Raw genomic sequence first — 18,944 nt, 5'->3', positions numbered from 1 at the left:
TCCAATCCTACCCGCCAATGCTCTTCTTGCTCTGATTGATCGCGCTTGCCGTCGCCCTCGCTGCCTGAATGCTTGCCATTTCGCACTGAGCGTTACCAGTGAGGTTCTGGGCTTCGATATTTTGCGCTGCCATCATTTCCGCAAACTGAATGGCCGTCAGCTCCATCGGTGAAAGGTTGTCGCGGATGCTCTGTTTCTTTTCCAGCCCCTTCTTTTGCCTGACAACCTCAGTGGTACCACCAAACAGGGGTGCATAGATGGCATTGGTGCAATTACGATACCCTTCCCGCTCAACCCCATGCTTTGCCAGGGTGGAAGTGAAGTGGTTTCGGGCCAGACGGCCATCAAGACGGTTTTTGATCCACGCATCGTCCTTGCCCTTCTGCCTGTAGGTCTTTATGTAGCGGTCGGCGATCAGGTCTGGGTTCTTTTCCTCCTGTATCCGTTCGTGGAAGATTTTGCTGTACACATCGAAGACGGCCCGCACCTTCCTGGCAATGAAATGCTCCAGGCAGTTGGTGGAAAGCATGTATGTTTCCTTATTGTGTCCACCCCGTTTTGAATTTCGCCCGTTTTGGGAAAAATTGAATTGCTTGCCATTTTGGGAAAGCAAACAATAGTCCTTGCCTTCGTCGTATCCAGCCTTCAATTCACGAACCGCTTTTCCTTTTTGGGAATACACAAGCGGCCAAACCTCATCAAGGTTGACAACGAATTCCTCCCCTGACTCCTTGAATTTGGCGACCTTTTCAAAGTAAGCCATCAGTACGTCAGGATGCTCCAAATCGGCTTTGGATAAAACTACGCTTGTGCCTTGCACATTCGTAACCTCTTTAATCGGCTTTTCCATAGTTAGGTACAAAAAAGGCCCGTCGCAGGTCGTATCCGCTTCGGGCCATAAGGTTGTGAGACCTTTGGGATGGGAGAGGAAGGATACGACCTCTCCCTCACTCATCTGATGTAAGGCAAATATAATATCATAATTAACTATTTATATAATAATTGATTAAATAATTATTAAACTTATTTTCAAAAAACTCATATTCATTAAGTAAATGGTGAGGATAATGTTTTCTATATTTGTCCGTTGAGTAATTGCTGGAAAGGCTTCTATGTCCTTCTTGCCGTCTGAAAAGCAGAAAACCCGCCTTTAAAGCGGGTTTTCCTGTACCTCCTGCACATTAAATCAAGAACAGCAGCCACTGCCCTTGATTCATCTCCAAAATTAAATAAACATTTAATTTTTACAAGGTGGATCAAACGGCCCGTTTTAAAGTATCCGTTGACAGCGAACTCTCCGAGGTAATCGCTCAACTGGGAAAGGTTGCCAGTGCGCACGAAGCCCTTACTTCTCAGGTAGGGCTGGGCAACGCCAAAATTGATAATGCTTATAGGTCGCAAAGTCTGGCGATCAATAAGCTCACTACGGAGATTACCAAGCAGGCCGACGCTGAACGGAAGGCGCAGGCTGAGCGTGACAAGGCGACAGCAGCTCACGAGAAATCCCTCAAGCAGATTGGTACCCAATATGATTACCTGGGCAATCAGGTTGCCTCTTTCAAAAATTACCTGCTGGGTGCCTTCGCCGTAGATCAAATCCTTACCTACGGGCAAAAGATCCTGGATGCTGCTGGAAATATGCAGCAATTTCAAATAAGCTTAGAGGTAATGCTCCAGAGTAAGAGCAAAGCCGACAAGCTGATGGCGGAAGTCATTGAGTTCACCAAGAAAACCCCCTTCACCTTAGAGCAGACCCAGGAAGCGACCAACCGGCTGCTGGCCTACGGCGTGGCTTCCGAAGAAGTCATCCGGACGCTAAACTCGCTGGGCAATATTGCGGCGGCGGTGGGTACCGAGAAACTACCGCAGTTGATCCTGGCCTTCGGGCAGGTAAAGGCGGCGGGCCACCTGACCGGGGCGGAGCTGCGGCAGTTTCAGGAAGCTGGGGTGAACATGCTGGAAGCGCTCTCTGCCGCTACGGGTAAGAGTGTTTCCACCATTCAGAAGGATATTTCAAAAGGTATCATCTCATTCGCTGATGTTCAAAAGGCGCTGTTCTCGCTGGGGGAGGAGGGTGGAAGGTTCGCGGGTTTGATGGTCAGGCAGTCCACTACTATTACAGGGCAACTCAGTAACCTATCTGACTCGATTTATCAATTCTTTGCCCGGTTGGGTAACAGCCGTACAGGATTGATTGCCGACGTGACCGGGGCGCTCCAGGACTTTTTTGATTGGATGGGGCGTAGCAGCCGCAATCTTGAAATAGGAATAGCTTCTGTGAAGTCCGCCGTATCGGCCTATGTGGCTTTCAAAACGGTCTTGGAGCCGATGATCAAAGCCAAGGCCCTGCTAGCTCAGCAGACTCAGGCCACTACGGCGGCGACGGTTGCCAACACTTCCGCGACGGTGGCAGGCACGGCGGCAACGGGCGGGCTGAGCGGGGCGGTAAGCGCCCTTTGGGTGGTTTTCCGGGCCAATCCATTAGGGTTTGTGGTCGGCCTGCTTTCCGCCCTTTATTCGGCCTACCAACTGGTCACAGCCGCATCGGAATCATTCAAAGAAGAAATTAGCTTCGAGCAGCTTGAACTGGAGAAGCAGAAAGTCACATTGGAGGGGTTGGTGGTGGTAGCCCAGGCCCATGAGGTCGGGACAAAGCGCCGGACGGATGCTATCAAAACCCTCATCAGCGAATATCCTGAATACTTCTCCGGTATCAATGCCGAGAAAATCGAAAACAGCGCCCTTATTCCAATCATAGATGCGGTTAGCGAGTCCCTTCGGGTCAGGATAAACCTGTCCAGGGAGGCATACCGGGCTGACAAGTTGCAGGAAAAGCAGAAAGAACTTTTGGAACAGGAGGCCGAACTTATGGACAGGATCAAAAACAAGGCTCCTGACCTCTACAAGCAGATCGGCGGGGACGTGATGAAGTTGCAGGATGTGCTGAAAACCTACACCACCGCCCAGCTGAATGCCTTGAACAACGTCGACAATGCCCCCGGTTTCTCAGGTAAACTGAGTGAAATCTGGTCGAACTTCACTTCGGGCTCAATAACGCAGGTCGCTGGAAATCTGGCAAAGCAGTTCGGGGAAATCGAAAAGCAGTACACAGAAAGTGCACAGCGGGTTTCTGGTATCAAAACCGAACAGAAGGAGCAGGAAATCAAAATCGAGAATGCCAAGCATCAGGCGATACTGAGCACCCTTGAGAAAGGCAGTAAGGAATACAAGGCTGAGGTGGTCAGGCACAATGAAGCCGTCGCCGACCTGGAAGGAAAGGCCATTAATAAATCACTGGCTAATATTGAGAAGTCAGAGGACAAGAAGAAGGCCGCTCAGAAGTCCAGCCTCGAGCTCTCGCTGGAGAACCAGGTCAAGGAAATCAAGGCTTTGGAACAGACGCAGGCCACTAAGCTCGATTTGCTGAATGCCGAGGAGCTATTGATGATCGAGCGGGCCAAACGCACAATCAAGGGTAAGGAGGATGAGAACAACCGTATCCTCTCCATCCAGCGTGAGTATGATGCCAAGCGCCAGAAATTGCTGGAGTCTTCCATCGACTATAAAATGACCGACCTTACCAAGCTTCAGGAGCAGGCTGACAAGGAGTTCAAAATCCGCAATGAACTGGCTGACGATATTGTAGACCTGACCCTACATAACAACGGCCTGATTCTAAAGGAGGAGGAAGAGAAAGCCAAACGTTTGGCGGAAATAGGTAAAGAGATTTTTGAGGCCCAAAAGGAATTGCACCGGGCTACTGTCGAACTAGGGGCGTTGGATGCTGAAACAAATGCCAAATTCTGGCAGAATAAAGCCCTTGTCGTTGAGAAATACTATAGGACTGTACTGGAAAAAGACTTGGAGACCGCCCGGAAGCTGGAAGCATCCGCTCAGGCGACCTACGACCATTACCTGGCACTCTACGGGCCTGACGATGAGTTGACTCGTAAGGCATTGGAAAACCTTATAAAGGCAAAAACGGTCACTACGAATGCGTTGAAGGAGTTGGGTGAGAATGCGAAGAAAATTACAGAACTCACCATTGATGATATTATCAAGATAGCCCAGGCCGCCATGCAGGTGGTTGGGAAGCTGGCAGAGAACTTTATCGAAAGCTCGAGGCTGGCCGCCGACTCCATTGACAATGTCCTTGGTATGGCCGATAGTGCCATTGAGGCCAACCGTAAGGCTCTTGAAGAACAGCTTAAGGACGTTAGTCTGTCCTACGAAGACCGGGAGAAGATCATAGGGGAAAGCCTGAACCGGGAAACCGAGCTGATGAAGCGCAAGTCCGCCCTATTGGAAATCCAGCAGCAGCTCCAGGACACCGCCGACAAGACGGAAAACACCATGGCAATTGTCCAAAGTGGTCTTAATGCAGTCGTCAGTTTTGCCAAGGGTGACTTTGTGGGCGGGGTCGTGGGTGTGATAGAGACCATCAACCTTGCCTTCCAACGTTCGGCGATGTTGCAGTTGCAGGAGGAGATGAAGGTTCTGCGTCAAAAACAACGGAACACCCAGGAAGCCATTGCGGAACTGGAACGGGAGATGGCGGCCCGCACCCGGCTGCACGAGGAGACCCTCCGTCAGATCGACGAGAGTGAAGCGGAATTCAAAAGGGGCAAGGAGGCCGAAATTAAAGCCGCCCAGGATTCTTTCGACACGCAAAAGACTCTCCTGGAACAACAGAGGGATGAGCAGGTGCGACTGCTTAACGAGCAACTGGATGCAATCAATGCCTATTATGATGGCGAAATCGCCAAAGCCCGCGAAGCCTTTGCGATCAAGCAGGGACTCGATGAACAGGCGGCTGAGGACGGTAAACGTTTGCTTGAGGCTTCCGACCGTTTCAGGAACAAAACCCTTGATGCTTGGCTTGACCGGCAGGTGAAGGCACTGGAGGACGAGCGTGACCGAAACTTGCAACGGGCTCAGTCAGATGAGGAGTACCGTCAGATTTGGGATCAGTACGCAGTCTGGATCAAGGACAAGCATACGGAGTACGAGGACGCCAAGCACGACAAGAGCAAGGCGGTCAAATTGGGTATGGAAGAACTTTCCGATCAGTTGAAGGACACTACTATCCAGAATAAGCAGGATGAAACCGATAAAATCAAGCAACTGGAAGATGAGCGTCAAGACAAGGCACAGAAAGTACAGGACGCTATTCTGAAAGTCAATCAGGATACGGCGGATGCTATTTCTAAGCTTTCCGGCACGTTGGCAGACACTGTTAAAGGACTTCAAAACTCTATTGCGGCAAATGCAGCCAAGGCTGAGGCAGATCGGGCCAAGGAAAACAAAGACTTCACTGATTTTGCGATGGGTAACCAAGCGGCCATTTTCGAGCAGCAGAAACAGCTGGCGGTGCTGGAAATCCGGATGGAAATCGCGAAGCTGAAAGCCCAAAAGCGGAAGTTGTTCGCCAACAAGCGGGCCCTGGACGCGGCGATCGCGGAGATGGAAGGGCTTATCGGATCAGTGCTCGGTGGGGGCGACGGCGGCGTAACGGGTGACTGGGAGCCCGTACCCGGTGGTACGGGCGGCGGTGAGGGGGGGAGCGGTGGTGGCGACCAGGGGCCGCAGGGCGACAGTCCGGCGCCGAAGTTCCACGGTACCGAGTACCTGCTTAGGATGGGCCGCCCCTCCGGCCGCGACACGATCCCGGTGATGGCTCACGAGGGGGAGCGGATTGTGCAGAGCTACCTGAACGAACGGCTGATGAAGCTAAGAAACCGCCCTACAAATGCCCAGCTCGTGGAAGGGTACCTAAAATACGATGAGTTCCGCGAGAAATTTCCGCACATGTTCAACCTGTCCATGCCTCAGCTGAGCATGAGGCTCAATAGCCTGGCGGACAGGCCGGACATGCCCCAGCTGAATATCGGCTATGATCCCGCCCTGCTGGGTGAGGTGCGCAGGCTGAATTCTACCCTAGAAAACAAGCCGGGTGTGATTGTGAATGCCACCAAAACCGGGCTTAGCATCACCGAGCGCCGGGCTAATTCCCTGAATCGAATATACACCACCAGATATCGTGCTTAACCCTTTCCTATGAACCCAAAACCAAATCAGCCGCCCATTGCCGCCTATGACCCTAATAAGCTACCGGTTGTCCTTACGATTGAGGAAGCCGAGGGCCTGCGCACACTACTCTACCTGCACGAAACCTGCACGGGTACCGATGAGCTCAACCGGCTCATCAGTACGAACCGCATGTGGCGGGACAAGCTAAAAGCCAAAGAGTTGGAGAGTAAGCGCTTTTTCAAAAATCCAGGCCAATGAGGGTACTATTAAACGATACGGCCATTGACGAGCCGCTCAACTGGGAAAACCTACGCCTGAGAAAGGTGCGTGATCCCAGTTGGGGTGGCATCGTGGAGAACACGGGGGGACAGGTAGAGGAGGACGGGTTGTTGTTCCGTGATCCTTTGGCAGTGGAGATGATCCGTAGCGCATGGGAGACAAAGCAACACCAGGCTGAGCTGTACCTGCGTGTGGAAAGCGACGGCTATACCTGGCAAAGCAGTTTAGACTGGGATACCCTGCAAGTTCGGGATGAGGGGGTGAGCATCGGGCTGACCGACCGTAGCGCCCGCAAGGTTCTGACGGCCGCACAGACGGTTTCGGAGTGGGAGGCTACGGACACCTATACACTGGCGGGTGTGCCGCTGGGCGGCAACATCACCGCGACGGTACCGGCCGACAAGGCAGTGGTGTCGGGGCACAGTCCCAGCCACGCGGTGCCCGTGAAAGGGAGCAAGGAGGGCATCGGGGAATACCTGGACGGCAGCCTGCCGTTCTGGCGTAACGATACGGGCTACGCGATGACCATCCGGCTGGAGATGCTGCTGGTGGTGGCTGTGGTGATCCGGGCGGAGGTACCCTACTCGGTGTTCGTGCGTATCTACGACGCTTCCGACCAGGTGGTCGACACGCAGCTGGTCGGCACGTACACGGAAGGCCAGGCCGACTGGCTTTACAGCGCCGACCTGTCGATCGAGCGTGACTACGGGGTGGGCGTGTGGGTATCCTGCCAAAGCGAGGTGTATACCTTCACGTATTCGGCCGAAGGGGGGATCAGCCTTCTGGAAGTGCCCGACGAAACCTCGGAAGTGGCCAGCATCCGGCTCGACCGGCTGCTGGCCCGCTGGGCGGCGGCTAACGGATTGGGCGTGCAGGGCAGTGGGCTGCTGGAAGGGTATTACCTGACTAGCGGGGCCCTGCTGCGGGGAGCCGACCGCCCGATGAAAGTGGAGTTGGACCGCCTGCTGGCCGACCTGCGCAAGCTGCTGAATTTGAAGACCGGCCACCATGACTCGGTGATGCAACTAAAAAAAGGTGTCACCCGCGGCGGGCTGTATATCGAGCAGGTGGAGAAAATAGCACTGGATCCGCTGGTGATGATGCACTCGTCGGTGGTGTACGGTTTCAGGGCCTGGAAAAGCGAAACCGTGCGTGGCAGCCAGGAACCCAACGGACGCCTGACGTACGCGACGCGCTTTGAGACAAAGGGAGAGCTGGATCTTTCGCTTGACTACCTGGTGGGAGGCACCTACCTGATCGAGAAGCTGCGCCGGATGCGCGGTGGGCAGACCGGCCAGGCCCAGGATGCCGACTACGACGACACGCTTTTCCTTCTTTCCGACCTCGACCTGATGGCTGTGCAGCAGGATTCCTGGAAAAATGACCTGTATTATAACTACCCGCTTCGGCTGGTGAGTGCGGACGGGCGGGCCAGGGCCGATACGCTGACAGCCTCGGTACCCAACTACCAGCCCTATACGGCCAACATCGAGGTCTCACTGCCGCTGAGCGAGTACAGTGCCATCGGCGATACGGTCCAATGCCAGTACAACGGGGCAACCTACCACATTGAGGTAGACGAGGCCACGCACTCCATCCAGGACGGAACGACCGTCATCACCGGAAAAATATTGTCATAGCAATGAATCAATTTAGCAATTTCCTACGCTTCGTCTCCGTGGTCGGTGATATGCAAGCCCTGAATGACCCCACGGAACTGCCATGCCTGCCGGTAAGGCCGGGCGATCGGCTGCGGGTACTGCTGCCGAAGACCGAGCTGACGGGCCTGATTCCCGAGCTGTGCAAGATCTGCCTGATAGAAGGCGATGCGGACTATGAGGTGGGTGATGAAGTGGGCGCCTTCCGCGTGCAGCAGACCGAGCTCTATACGGTTATTCGCCTGGTGGTCAGCGATACGCCCTCGGCTGGCAACTACCGGCAGTTCGCGCTGATGCGGGCGGGCGGCCAGCAGGTGATCGGTACCTTCCGCAGCCAGCAGACCGACCTGAGTGCGTACATGGTGGAGCTGAAGGATTTCTTCGAGGCGTATCCGTACGCGCCGGTGCTGGCTGAGGTGCGCGGTAACGTGCTTTCACTGCGGATATTCAAGAGCGGGCGCTTCCGGATGACGGACGAGGTGCTGAGCGTGGGGTTGGGCACCGTGCGCGAGAACAACGTCAACAGCCCGTCGATCAAGGCGACGGCGCTGAACGTCTTCACCCGACCCGCCCAGACTCGCTACCGGCTGAAGGTCGGCAAGAGCATCCAGGCGGGGAATGTATTCAAGCTGAACGGTGTGGCCTACACGGCGGCCCTCGGTGATACGCCGGAGCGGATACTGGCCGAGCTTAACGGCGGTAGCGACCTGCTGACGGTAAACAGCGGCTCGCTGGGAGAGACCCAGGCCCTGCCCGGATCGCGGCTGGTGCAGAACACCAGCAAGCCGAATGTGATCGCCCAGTGGGTGAGCAATGATGGTACCTACGATTATTTCAAAATACGGGTGCTGGGCAGCTGGCAGGCTGGGAATGTGATTCAGGTCACGGCGAGCGGAAAGACGACCATCACGCGCACGGTGACCGACGCCGATACGCAGGCTACCCTGGAAACCTCCATGAACCCCGACAGCAGCCAGTACCGCGTGAGCTCGGGCGTATTGCCGCAGGTGACGGTGCTGGGAGGGAGCCAGACTATGGACAATACCAATTACCCCTCGCTGACGGCGGTGGTGGATGCGCAGATCGCCGAAGCGGAGATCCGCCGCTGGCAGGTGGGGGTTTCGGTCGATGTGGAGACCGGCAACGTCTACAACCTGGAAGACCGCACCTACACGGCCGTCGAGGGTGATGATGCGGAGGCCGTAGCGCTGGCCCTTGGCCTCGACGGGCCGTACAGTGTGATCCTGAGGCCCGACGGCCAGCCGGTGACGGCCTACGCCCGCAAAGGCAAGCGCTACGGCCCTTCGAACATCGCCGACGTGCGCCTGCTGGAAGGGCCACTGATGCGCAAAAGCCGCCAGGTGGTCGTGGAGGTGACGATTCCGGAAACGGTTTCTGGTACGCTCCAACTGGGTCTGGTGGATGTGCGAAACGAAGATGTGCGGGCGGTGAGCAACTACCTCCGCGTGGACAACCTGGAAGAATACAGCCTGGTGGAGGTACTGGGCATCAGCGAGCTGTACGGCTACGAGTACCATGAGCCCGGCCTTTCCCAGCGGCTCCGCCTGCCGGTATCAATGGGTGTGCGGATGCCCTACACCGAATCGGAGACACGCGTGGGGCTGGACGGCTACCAGCGCAAGCGGGCGGTGAGCATCTGGCAGACGGCTGAGCTGGTCAGCGATGTGGTGGGGGAGGAGTTCTGTGACACGTTGACGGGCTGGCTTCAGCACGAGGAGGTGATCATTGACGGGACTGAGTACAGCATGCGCGACGGCATGGAGACGCCCGTACTGTCGAATTTGAGCCGGACGCTGCAATTCAGTGCCAAGCTGACGGCCAGTGGCAATGTGCGCCATAACCGGGGCCGTCAGCTCGGTGCGGGGCCGCTGGCCTACGGGCGGCTGGAATGGATTCCGCCGACCTTCGGTGTAAACATGTACTTGATCGGGATGGATGGAGAGTACCTTCCCGTGGTGAGGGAGATGGCCGTACGGGCGGGCGAGTACCGCCTGGAAGTGCTGGGGGCGGCCGACGACGTGGTGGTGGAGGTGTTTTTGAATGGTACCCTGAAAACTCAGTTCCGCTGCCCGAAGCTGTCCCGCAGCCGCCCGGCTGACCTCGTCCGCATCGAGCCGCACGGGCTGACCTCGCTGCGCGTATCGGCAGACCGGCTGCTGACGGTGGACTACACCTGCGCGGTGCAGACGCTGCCCGAAACGGTGGAGTACACCTGTGAGGTGGTGGAGAAAGGCATCATCAGCGAGTTCAGCGATGACTTCAACGAAGATTTTGTCATCTGAGCGTTTAGGTCTAATTAGCTGGAATATTGCTAGTTACGCGTGATCATGAAAATAGGGTAGGGTGGCGTATTGACTACCATCGCTACAATAGAATACTTTCGTTCATCCATCCTCAACCAAAATCCATGAGACCCATCAGGCACCAACTCCTCTCTGTGCTGCTTCTGGTTTCGATGCTCCCCGCCTTCGGGCAGGTGACCGAGAGCCAGATTCGCCAGAAGATCAACCTCAATGTACCCACCAACGGCACCAAGCAGATCTCGGCGGTGAAGCTGCGGGAAGTGCTCGGCAAAATGACCGACTACGCCGCCCGTACCGACAGCCTGGCGCTGACGCGGGCCAGTGCCCAGGCCATGACCACCGCACTGGGCCTGAAGGCCGACACGGCTACGGTGGGCAGTGTGGCCAGGAGCAGGGTGCCCCATGCGACTTCTGCCGCTTTGCGGCTGGGGCTGGTGGGCACTCCGGAAATTGTAATCCTCTACGATAAGCAGGGCTATACTTTCCGGAAGGACGTGACCAATGCCATGAACGATGATTCGGCAATGGTTATACGGTATGGCAATATTCGGTATGTCCGAATAACCAACCATCTGGAGGCTGAATTCTGGGGGGCGATAGGTAACGGCACGGCAGACGATGCAACTCCATTACAGAGGGCATTGAACTGGGCGAAACTGTATGGACTGCCCATCCAGCTCAAAAAGGCTACGTACAAGATTACCAAAGGGCTCGTATACGTGACTGGGACCGAAAACTGGACCCAGGGACTGGTGTTGAATGGATACGGTACAGAGATGACCAAGATCGTTCCGGTTGGCTTCACCGGACCAGCCCTTAAAATGGATGGGCGGGGTACGGGGGCCATCTATCATGTCACAGGTTCCCTGATATCGAATTTTTCAATCAACCGCAGTCCTGGCGACAATTCCATTATCCACGGAATAGAACTCAATGCAACCTACCACACCAAGGTCAGGAACGTAGACATCAATGAATTGAAGGGTGACGGTATCAGGATTTTCGCCAACGGATCAGGAGACCTTGCCACCAATGAATTCCTTACCCTTGAGAACATGTATATCCGCTACTGTGGAGGATGGGGCATGAATGTCCGGGCCTCAACCGCTGGTACGGTACCCTGGGCGGAGGGTGTCGCCGATGGCGTCCTGACGATCGGATGCGTGAAAGGAATGTATCTCGAGGGACTACAACAGGTTCACCTGAAGTACGGGGCCTGTGTTGCAAGCGTAGACAGTAACATGGTTTTCTCGGACCGGGCGATAACGAGTGGCCCGGTCAACCTGGAAAGCTATGAAATCGGTAACGTATATCATGATATTCCCATGCTGGTGCTGGGCAGGGTGATCAATATGCAGATCTCGATGTGCCGTTTCATCAATAATCCCGATGAAAGCGCTACGACAGCCATCCTTGCTACCCACAATACCAACTCACTACTTAAGAATGTAATCATCGAGCAGCCCTGGATCGTACAGTCGGATTCCACCAATCCCAACTACCGCTTCCTTCGGTTTCAGTCTGGATTCGTTAACTATCAAAGCGGACTATCGCTATTAAGGATAAATGTTGGCAATCTTGCCGATGGGAAGATAATCGATGATGCGGATTATCATTTTCTACGAGAGTATACCGATAATGAAGGAAGAAGTATAATTTCTCCGCCTCTGGTAGAGCCATTGAATCAACTCAATCCTACATCGGTCACTCCGAGCGGGGGACAGCGCATAATCCTGCTCAGCTATGATGCCGACGTGGCTTCACCTACAACGATTAATCTTCCGACGTGGACACCTCAAAGCGGAGAGCGAATCACCTTCATAGCCAGGAATGTGGGTGGGGTGGGGACATTGAATTTTGCTGGTGAATATTGGCTTGGGGGGACGAACTCCAGACAATTGGACAATCTGCTGTATTCACATCAGACCTATACGTTTGTATATCATAAACTAGCCGGAACGTGGTTTCTGGAAGACGTACTGAAGCCTACCCCGGCAATCCAACAATTGACCAATCCGCCCACAATCACTCCTTCGGTTGGAAAGAACATACGGGCGGCCTACGATGCCACGACCAGCACCACGATTGCCAATCCGGCCGGTACTCCCAAAGAAGGCGATACTTTCAGTATAGGTATATGGAATACCTCAGGGCCTGGCGTAACGGCAACCTTTACACTGGGTAACGCCTATAATTCACCGGGGACCATTGAGTTTCCGACTGTACAGTACCAGGGCTATATACTGAAATTCGAGTATCTGGGAGGATATTGGTGGAGGATCAAGTAATATGAACAATGGCGTACTACAAGAAAACACTTATGAGAAACGCAATGCGGCGCACCGAACCGCGGGAGGTGATCCTGCGGGCCACCGACGAATCATTCGTCAATGCGGCCGGCGAGCTGGTGGACGGACCAGCCAATGGCACGACGGTATTCCCGCAGTTCCAGGCCATTTTCACCCAGGCCTGGCCTCTGCTGCTGCCCTTCGTGGCGCAGGGCGTGGCCAACGGCGTAACCCAGGGCCGCTACCTATGACCCAGTGGCCCCAGATCAACATCCGCAAGACGCGGCCGGGGGAGGGCAATCCCAGGAAGACCGACCAGTTCATCACCACCGAGGACTTTGCCTACTTCCACCCGCTGGTGGGCCGCCGCGTGGTGCCGGCCGGTTTCGTGACCGACGGGCTGTCGGTGCCGCAGGTGTTCTGGCCGCTGGTGCCGCCGCACGGCATCGGGTTTCCGGCCGCCGTCGTGCACGACGACTGCTACATCAACCAGGTGGGCGTGATCGGCAACGGGAGCTTCTTCAATGAGGCCCGGCGTATGGCCGACTCGGCTTTTTACGAACACCTGATTTTGCTGGGCATGCCCCGCTGGGAGGCTAGGCTGGCCTATTTCATGGTGTCGCGCTTCGGGGAGAGGGCCTTCCGGCGCTACCGCAAGCCGGTGGATGTGTGGGAATCAAAAGACTGAGACGATGGTGTACACGACGAAAATAGACCTGCTGGGCATCGTGCGCGGCGACAGCTTCGAGCTGTGCGTCGAGATCGGTGAGGCCTTCGACCTGGCAGGCTGCACGGCCCGCGCCCAGGTGCGGTCCTACGCCGGCGACTTCCGCGTGGTGCTGGAACTGGACATCGACATCGACGGCCAGCACATCACCCTCAGTAAGGAGGCCGAAGCCATGCGCATCGCGCCGGGCAGCTACGAGTACGATGTAGTGGTGACCGACCCCGAGGGCCGCGAGCACACGCTGTTCGGCGGCAGATTCAGAATAACCAACCGCGTGACGCGATGAGTATACGGAAAATTGAGGTGCAAACCGTGGGGACGGTGCAAGTGCCCGCCACGCCCACCGGCCCCCGCGGGCCCAAGGGCTGGACGCCGGTGTTTCTCTCCCTGAATGATGGGGCGCGCCGTCTGGTGCGCATCACGGGCTGGACCGGGGGCGTGGCCCCCGTGCCCGCCACGGGCTTTTTGGGGCCGGCCGGGCTGACCGACACCCTCGCCGACGCGACGGACTTCGCCCCGCGCGGGCTGCTGAGCGTGGCCCAGGACCCGGACGCCAACCTGGTGCTGCACTACAACGACGGCACCTCCCAGACCATCCCGGCCTACTTCGCCGACGTGCTGGCCAAGGCCGCCGAAGTGGATGCCGACGCCATAGCCGTCGAGCTCACCCGGCAGTTCCTGGTGCAGCTGCGCGACGCGCTGGTGGTGACCGCCGGCGAGGTGGACGCCGATGCCCAAGCCGTGGAGCTGACCCGGCAGTTCCTGGTCAACCTGCAAACCGCCCTGAACGCCACCGCCGCCGAAGTGGATGCCGACGCCATAGCCGTCGAGCTCACCCGGCAGTTCCTGGTGCAGCTGCGCGACGCGCTGGTGGTGACCGCCGGCGAGGTGGACGCCGATGCCCAAGCCGTGGAGCTGACCCGGCAGTTCCTGGTCAACCTGCAAACCGCCCTGAACGCCACCGCCAGCGAGGTAGACGCCGATGCCCAGGCCGTGGAGCTCACCCGGCAGTTCCTGGTGGCTTTGCAGGAGGCGGTGAACCTGACGGCGGCCCTGATCGGCGACACCCAGAACAGCATCAACGGCACGGCCACCCAAATCGAGGCCAAGCGGGTGGAAGTCAACAACCTGACCAATCAGGCCGCAGCGATCGTCTTCAATGGCTCGACCGATTGGCCGACCGTGCCGCCCTTGTCTTCGTGGCATTGCGACAGCGGCGAACTGGACCCGCGTCTGGAATTGGCCTTTACGGGCAACCTGACCACCTGCGACCGACGCGGGATACTCCGTTCGGCTCCACAGGCGGCCAGGGCATTGCACTACGACGCCTTAACAGGAAAATGCCTGGGTCTGCCCGTATGGCCGAGTTCCGAGAATGTGTTGCTTCGATCCGGCAATCTTAGTGTATCACCCTGGGTAGTAACAGGGGCGGGGGCGGTCGCCCAACAGGCCGATGGCTACCTCATTACGCTCGATAACACACAGGCGGACATACTATTTTCCCAGACGAGCGCAATTCCCGCTGCTGGCGAAACCTGGACGGGCTCGATTGTGCTGAAAGCGGGCTCGATAGCCGATATTGGAAAGGAAGTGGTACTGCAACTTCGTCGGGTAGGTGGCACATACATACAGTCTTCCGTTAGTATCGTCCTGGCGGAAGAGTACCAGACAGTTTCGGTCAAGGTGACACTCGGATCGGACAACACAGGCGGGTTGCGATACTGTATTGTTAAGGCAGGAAGTAATCCGGCTGCCGCCATAATAGCGAAAATGCCGGGGCTGGAAAAAAAAACATTGCGCACACCCCACATTCCGACAGCCGACGTGCCTGCTTCGCGTGGCAACGCCTCGGTCTACATGCTGGGCCGTGCCTTCGAGAGCGTCTACGACAAGCGAGAATGGACACAGGTGATCGAATGCGATATGCTGGAAGCGGGAGGGGTGGAAGACTTCTTATACAACACCACCGGCGCACCTAACAGCGTGTACTCGATAAGGCGGTCTGCCAATAGCACTATCGTGATCCTGGTCCGCAGCAACGCGCTGTCGGGCGATTACGTCCTGGGCAGCTTTCCAGGAACAGGGATATTGAAGGTTGCAGCTCGCTTTAAGAAGGGAGCCTTCGCAGCCAGCATGAACGGTGGGGCGGTGGTATCCACCAGCCACAATGACCTGGGCACCAATACGACAGCGGGCTGGTACGGCAGCTTTTCCGGCATTCCCGTACAGGGGAAATATCTACGGGAGATTACCACTTATGGCCCAGGCATCACAGACTCGCAACTCGTAGCCCTTTCACGAATATAAACCAACAAGATTATGGGTTTAACAACCGGAACCAAACCCGAGCAGGTGCCCAATTGGGGGCAGATCTGGCGCAGGCTGCTGGACTACGCCCGGCTTAGGATGCTGTTTCTGCCACAGTTTACGATAGACGAACTGCGGAACACGCGCTACCTACTGGCCAAGGCCGTGCTGGTCACCGACAGCGGCAAGGTGGGCATCTTCTACCGCGACGATGCCGATGCAACGAGTGCCGACGACGGGCAGAACAGCATTCTCACCGCCGACGATACGCCCGTGCGCTTCAAGCGGCGGCTGATCCTTCGCCGATACACGCCCGTAGCCGGAACCGACACGACCATGGAGCTGGGTGCCACCTGCTACGACGACAACTACTTCTACATCAAGACCGGCGCTTCCACGATCAAGAAAATAGCACTAACCGCCCTGTAATATGCAACCGATCCGAATCGACATCCCCGGCGAAAACCCGCTCCGCAAGGACGTATTCGTATGCACCGAATTCTCCGTCAGCCTGGCCACGCGCAAGATCGTGGCGGCCATGCACGTCGAGCAGTTCCACCGCACGGCCACGCCCATGCAGGAGGTGCTGGGAGACGGCACCCCTGGCCCCAACGGCTGGACCCAGTACGGCGAGTGGGAGCCCTACCGCAGGTACCATCCATCGGGGCAGTACCCTGTCCACGTGACCAGCGACACAAGCAAGCTGGTAGACCAGACCTTTGCCCTGGTGGAGCCGGGTACAGAAGGGGCCGTGCCCGAGGTGCTGGCCATCTGGGGCATGCTGGGGGCTCCAATCGAGCAGCTGCTCACCATGCTCATGGGCCGGATGGTCAGCCGGGGCAACCTGGACGACCTGAGCCAGCTGTGAGGACAAGCCGTTCGATTTTCCAAGCCCCTTCATCCCCGTGGTGAAAGGGCTTTTTTTGTCTTTTCCACTCCCCTAAGCAGAGCGCCCGCGTCTGAGAAAAATAATCCGGCCAATACATAATACATCGTATATTACTGTATTACAATACATTAGATAGGTGTCTTGAAAATAGCAGGCAGCGCTATATTGCAGAGCGGAAACAGGCTTGCGTTTTTTGCTGGACAATCCTGAGAAAAACAGCACCCATGGGCCTGGCCATCATTGAGAGCGGGTTTTACGATTTGAGCGAGCAGGTCACCGTACTGGTGGACGAAGCGCCCAACGGTACGAATGTGCTGCTCTACGACGATGTAGCCAAAGAGGAGGGGCTATTGGGTCAAAGTACGACCACACTGGGTAAGGCCACGATCACCTTGGCCACCCCTTTGGAGGCCGGGCAGCGGATCATCGCGTATGTAGGGGCTTTCGGTGAAAAGACCTACGGGGCGGTGAACGTGGCTGAGGGGATCCTCGAGCGCACCGGCTGGAAGGTGCCCGCTACCGTGGACGGGGTGCCCTACGATGAGTACCTGGCCGAAGGCAATGCCCCGATCGCCAGCACCTACGACCCGGACGGATGTTACAACCGCGCGCAGGCTTACGAGACGGATATCGAGTCGCTCGTCCACCAGAAGAACCTTTCGTTCGTCGTCGAGATCCAGAATACCGCCGTGGCGGGCGTGCCCACGGCCATCGCGGTGGTCAAGGAGGTCATCGACGCGCCCAACGGCGTGCTGTACTCCTTCGACGGGGCCACGCCGGACAATGCCAATTCCAAGAGTTATACCGCCAACGGCACCTACAGCGTGCAGGTAACCGACGTGGCCGACGCCGACAACACCGCTGAGGTGAGCTTCGATGTGTCCCTGCTGGCCGCCCCCACGCCGCCGACCTCCGCCATCGACCTGGTGTACTTCGATCCACAGAACACGCCGCAGGGGCCGGTGCTGCTGCTATGGGCCAAGGCGGACTTGGAGGTGGAGTTCTCAGTGGACGGCATCTCCTCGTTTGCCTCCATCCCACCCGGCGAGCAGTCGGGGGGATGGGTGAAGGCGCAGACCTACCGGCCGGGCTTCTGGTCGCGGGGGCTGATCCTGCCCGGCACCGGTAACTACACCGCCCGGGTGCGGATCAAGACCGATACGGCCGATCAGAAGGTTTTCGATGTATATGTGTGAAAATTAAATATAGTACTAATCCTGATACCCATGTCCAGAAAAACAACCGATGGCGGGCAGGCCGAAGAAAAGCGGGCCGAAGCGCAAGTAAAATTCACCGGAGTCTTCAACGGCGACAGCCTTTCATTCGAAGTGCCCGAAGGGCTGGAAGGTACCCTGAGCGTAAAGATCAACGAGCAGCCCTGGGGTAAGTCGCCATTGCAGTCGCCGCTGACGGTGGTACGGGGGCAGCCCCTGCCCGCCACGCACCGCATCAGCTTCAAAGTTCAATCAACCAAACAACAGTAGAATCATGTCAAATCTTAAAGACTTACTGGGGTGCAGCGGCGGCATGAGGATGCTGCGTAGCAACTCCAACCACAAGAATGTCCGCAGCCGCTACGTCGGCCTGGCACTCACCGACCCCGATGCGGTCAAGTTCGGCGACAGCTATTCGCTTGGCGGCTCGTCTGTAACGGTGGACGCCACCAACGTGGCCAAGGTGTTGCGTGATATGGCCTTCAAGGGTGCGGTCCACTTCTTCGGCAATCCGACGATTTCGGGCCGTAAGGGCAAGCCCACCGAGGTGATGACCTCCAAGGCGCGGGGCACGCAGGTGTCGCCCAAGCCAACCGGCGAGGTAAGCGAGAAGGCGGAGTTCGACTTCGAGCACTTCTTCATCAACACGCGCTTCTTCAACGACCTGCGCCAGAATACCCGGGGCCGCGATGTGTTTTTGTTCACCGACCAATCGGTGCAGATCATCCGCGCGCGGGCCAACCAGCCGATCTTCAAGGAAATCGGCAGCAGTGTCGAGGATGACATCCAGAAGACCATCGAGGGCAGCTTCGCCATCGAGTGGAACAGTATCACCGGAGAGTTGGAGCCCTACATGGGGTGGTGCTCGACGATCTGGACGTCAGCGGCCTGCGCTACACCTTCGGCGCGGCTTCGGGCCTGACGAACCTGACGCCGCAGGCGGGCTGTGCGGGCGACTGCCTGACGTACAGCCGCACAGCGGCCGGAGCGGTGGGGTTGACCCGGGTGATCAACGAGGAGGCCGGGGGCTGTGGCAATTACAGCCTGTTCTACAACTGCAACGAGGCGGTTCCCGGCACGGTGACGGCGGCGGTCAACGCGTCGACCGGGGCGGTGAGCATCACCGTACTGCCGGCCGGAACGCACAAGTTCACCGTGGCCTACGAGAACGAGGTGGGCATCTGGGGCAGCTACTGCTTTACGATCATCGCCGCTTAATCATTCGCTT

Annotated in this window: 16 protein-coding genes; 15 read left to right on the top strand and 1 reads right to left on the bottom strand. The window is 57.0% G+C overall.

Annotation, left to right across the window (positions count from 1 at the left end):
* Positions 1 to 7 precede the first annotated feature (7 nt).
* Positions 8 to 850: a hypothetical protein gene (locus tag GBK04_RS25635; protein ID WP_152764712.1), complete on the bottom strand. Its 843-nt coding sequence runs from the start codon at positions 848 to 850 to the stop codon at positions 8 to 10.
* A 401-nt stretch (positions 851 to 1,251) separates the two neighbouring features.
* Here GBK04_RS25635 and GBK04_RS25630 point away from each other — a divergent pair, with 401 nt between their 5' ends.
* From GBK04_RS25630 to GBK04_RS25565, 15 genes are all read left to right on the top strand, one after another.
* Entirely contained in the window at positions 1,252 to 6,048 is a 4,797-nt protein-coding gene (locus tag GBK04_RS25630) for a tape measure protein (protein ID WP_152764710.1), read from the top strand.
* A 9-nt stretch (positions 6,049 to 6,057) separates the two neighbouring features.
* Positions 6,058 to 6,288 (top strand): hypothetical protein, encoded by a 231-nt coding sequence (locus tag GBK04_RS25625; protein ID WP_152764707.1) that lies wholly within the window; start codon positions 6,058 to 6,060, stop codon positions 6,286 to 6,288.
* The gene (locus GBK04_RS25620) at positions 6,285 to 7,949 is read left to right on the top strand and encodes a hypothetical protein (protein WP_152764705.1); all 1,665 of its coding nucleotides are present in this window, start codon (positions 6,285 to 6,287) and stop codon (positions 7,947 to 7,949) included. The genes GBK04_RS25625 and GBK04_RS25620 overlap by 4 nt, the downstream gene beginning before the upstream one ends.
* 656 nt (positions 7,950 to 8,605) lie before the next feature.
* Entirely contained in the window at positions 8,606 to 10,270 is a 1,665-nt protein-coding gene (locus GBK04_RS25615; RefSeq protein WP_152764703.1) for a hypothetical protein, read from the top strand.
* Positions 10,271 to 10,395: 125 nt separating this feature from the next.
* Complete coding sequence (locus tag GBK04_RS25610; RefSeq protein WP_152764701.1) at positions 10,396 to 12,579, top strand: hypothetical protein; 2,184 nt, start codon at positions 10,396 to 10,398, stop codon at positions 12,577 to 12,579.
* A 32-nt stretch (positions 12,580 to 12,611) separates the two neighbouring features.
* The gene (locus GBK04_RS31110; RefSeq protein ID WP_373331338.1) at positions 12,612 to 12,830 is read left to right on the top strand and encodes a hypothetical protein; all 219 of its coding nucleotides are present in this window, start codon (positions 12,612 to 12,614) and stop codon (positions 12,828 to 12,830) included.
* Positions 12,827 to 13,267 (top strand): DUF1353 domain-containing protein, encoded by a 441-nt coding sequence (locus GBK04_RS31105; RefSeq protein WP_152764541.1) that lies wholly within the window; start codon positions 12,827 to 12,829, stop codon positions 13,265 to 13,267. The genes GBK04_RS31110 and GBK04_RS31105 overlap by 4 nt, the downstream gene beginning before the upstream one ends.
* A 4-nt stretch (positions 13,268 to 13,271) precedes the next feature.
* Complete coding sequence (locus GBK04_RS25600) at positions 13,272 to 13,592, top strand: hypothetical protein (RefSeq protein ID WP_152764697.1); 321 nt, start codon at positions 13,272 to 13,274, stop codon at positions 13,590 to 13,592.
* Positions 13,589 to 15,613: a phage head spike fiber domain-containing protein gene (locus tag GBK04_RS25595; RefSeq protein WP_152764695.1), complete on the top strand. Its 2,025-nt coding sequence runs from the start codon at positions 13,589 to 13,591 to the stop codon at positions 15,611 to 15,613. Before GBK04_RS25600 ends, GBK04_RS25595 begins: the two co-directional genes overlap by 4 nt.
* Positions 15,614 to 15,625: 12 nt before the next feature.
* A complete protein-coding gene (locus GBK04_RS25590; protein ID WP_152764533.1) occupies positions 15,626 to 16,042 on the top strand; it encodes a hypothetical protein in 417 nt (138 codons plus the stop codon).
* Between the two features lies 1 nt (position 16,043).
* Entirely contained in the window at positions 16,044 to 16,481 is a 438-nt protein-coding gene (locus GBK04_RS25585; protein WP_152764693.1) for a hypothetical protein, read from the top strand.
* A 245-nt stretch (positions 16,482 to 16,726) separates the two neighbouring features.
* Entirely contained in the window at positions 16,727 to 17,698 is a 972-nt protein-coding gene (locus GBK04_RS25580; protein ID WP_152764691.1) for a hypothetical protein, read from the top strand.
* Positions 17,699 to 17,728: 30 nt separating this feature from the next.
* Complete coding sequence (locus tag GBK04_RS25575) at positions 17,729 to 17,986, top strand: hypothetical protein (protein ID WP_152764689.1); 258 nt, start codon at positions 17,729 to 17,731, stop codon at positions 17,984 to 17,986.
* 4 nt (positions 17,987 to 17,990) lie between these two features.
* Positions 17,991 to 18,638 carry a DNA topoisomerase subunit B gene (locus tag GBK04_RS25570; RefSeq protein ID WP_152764687.1) on the top strand — a complete coding sequence of 216 codons (648 nt, stop codon included), beginning with the start codon at positions 17,991 to 17,993 and terminating at the stop codon, positions 18,636 to 18,638.
* On the top strand, positions 18,578 to 18,934 hold the full coding sequence (locus tag GBK04_RS25565; protein WP_152764685.1) for a hypothetical protein: 357 nt from the start codon (positions 18,578 to 18,580) through the stop codon (positions 18,932 to 18,934). The genes GBK04_RS25570 and GBK04_RS25565 overlap by 61 nt, the downstream gene beginning before the upstream one ends.
* Positions 18,935 to 18,944: the final 10 nt, after the last annotated feature.

Source organism: Salmonirosea aquatica (assembly GCF_009296315.1).
In the GTDB taxonomy this organism is placed as follows: Bacteria; Bacteroidota; Bacteroidia; order Cytophagales; family Spirosomataceae; genus Salmonirosea; species Salmonirosea aquatica.
This window is presented reverse-complemented; position numbering and strand designations above follow the sequence as displayed.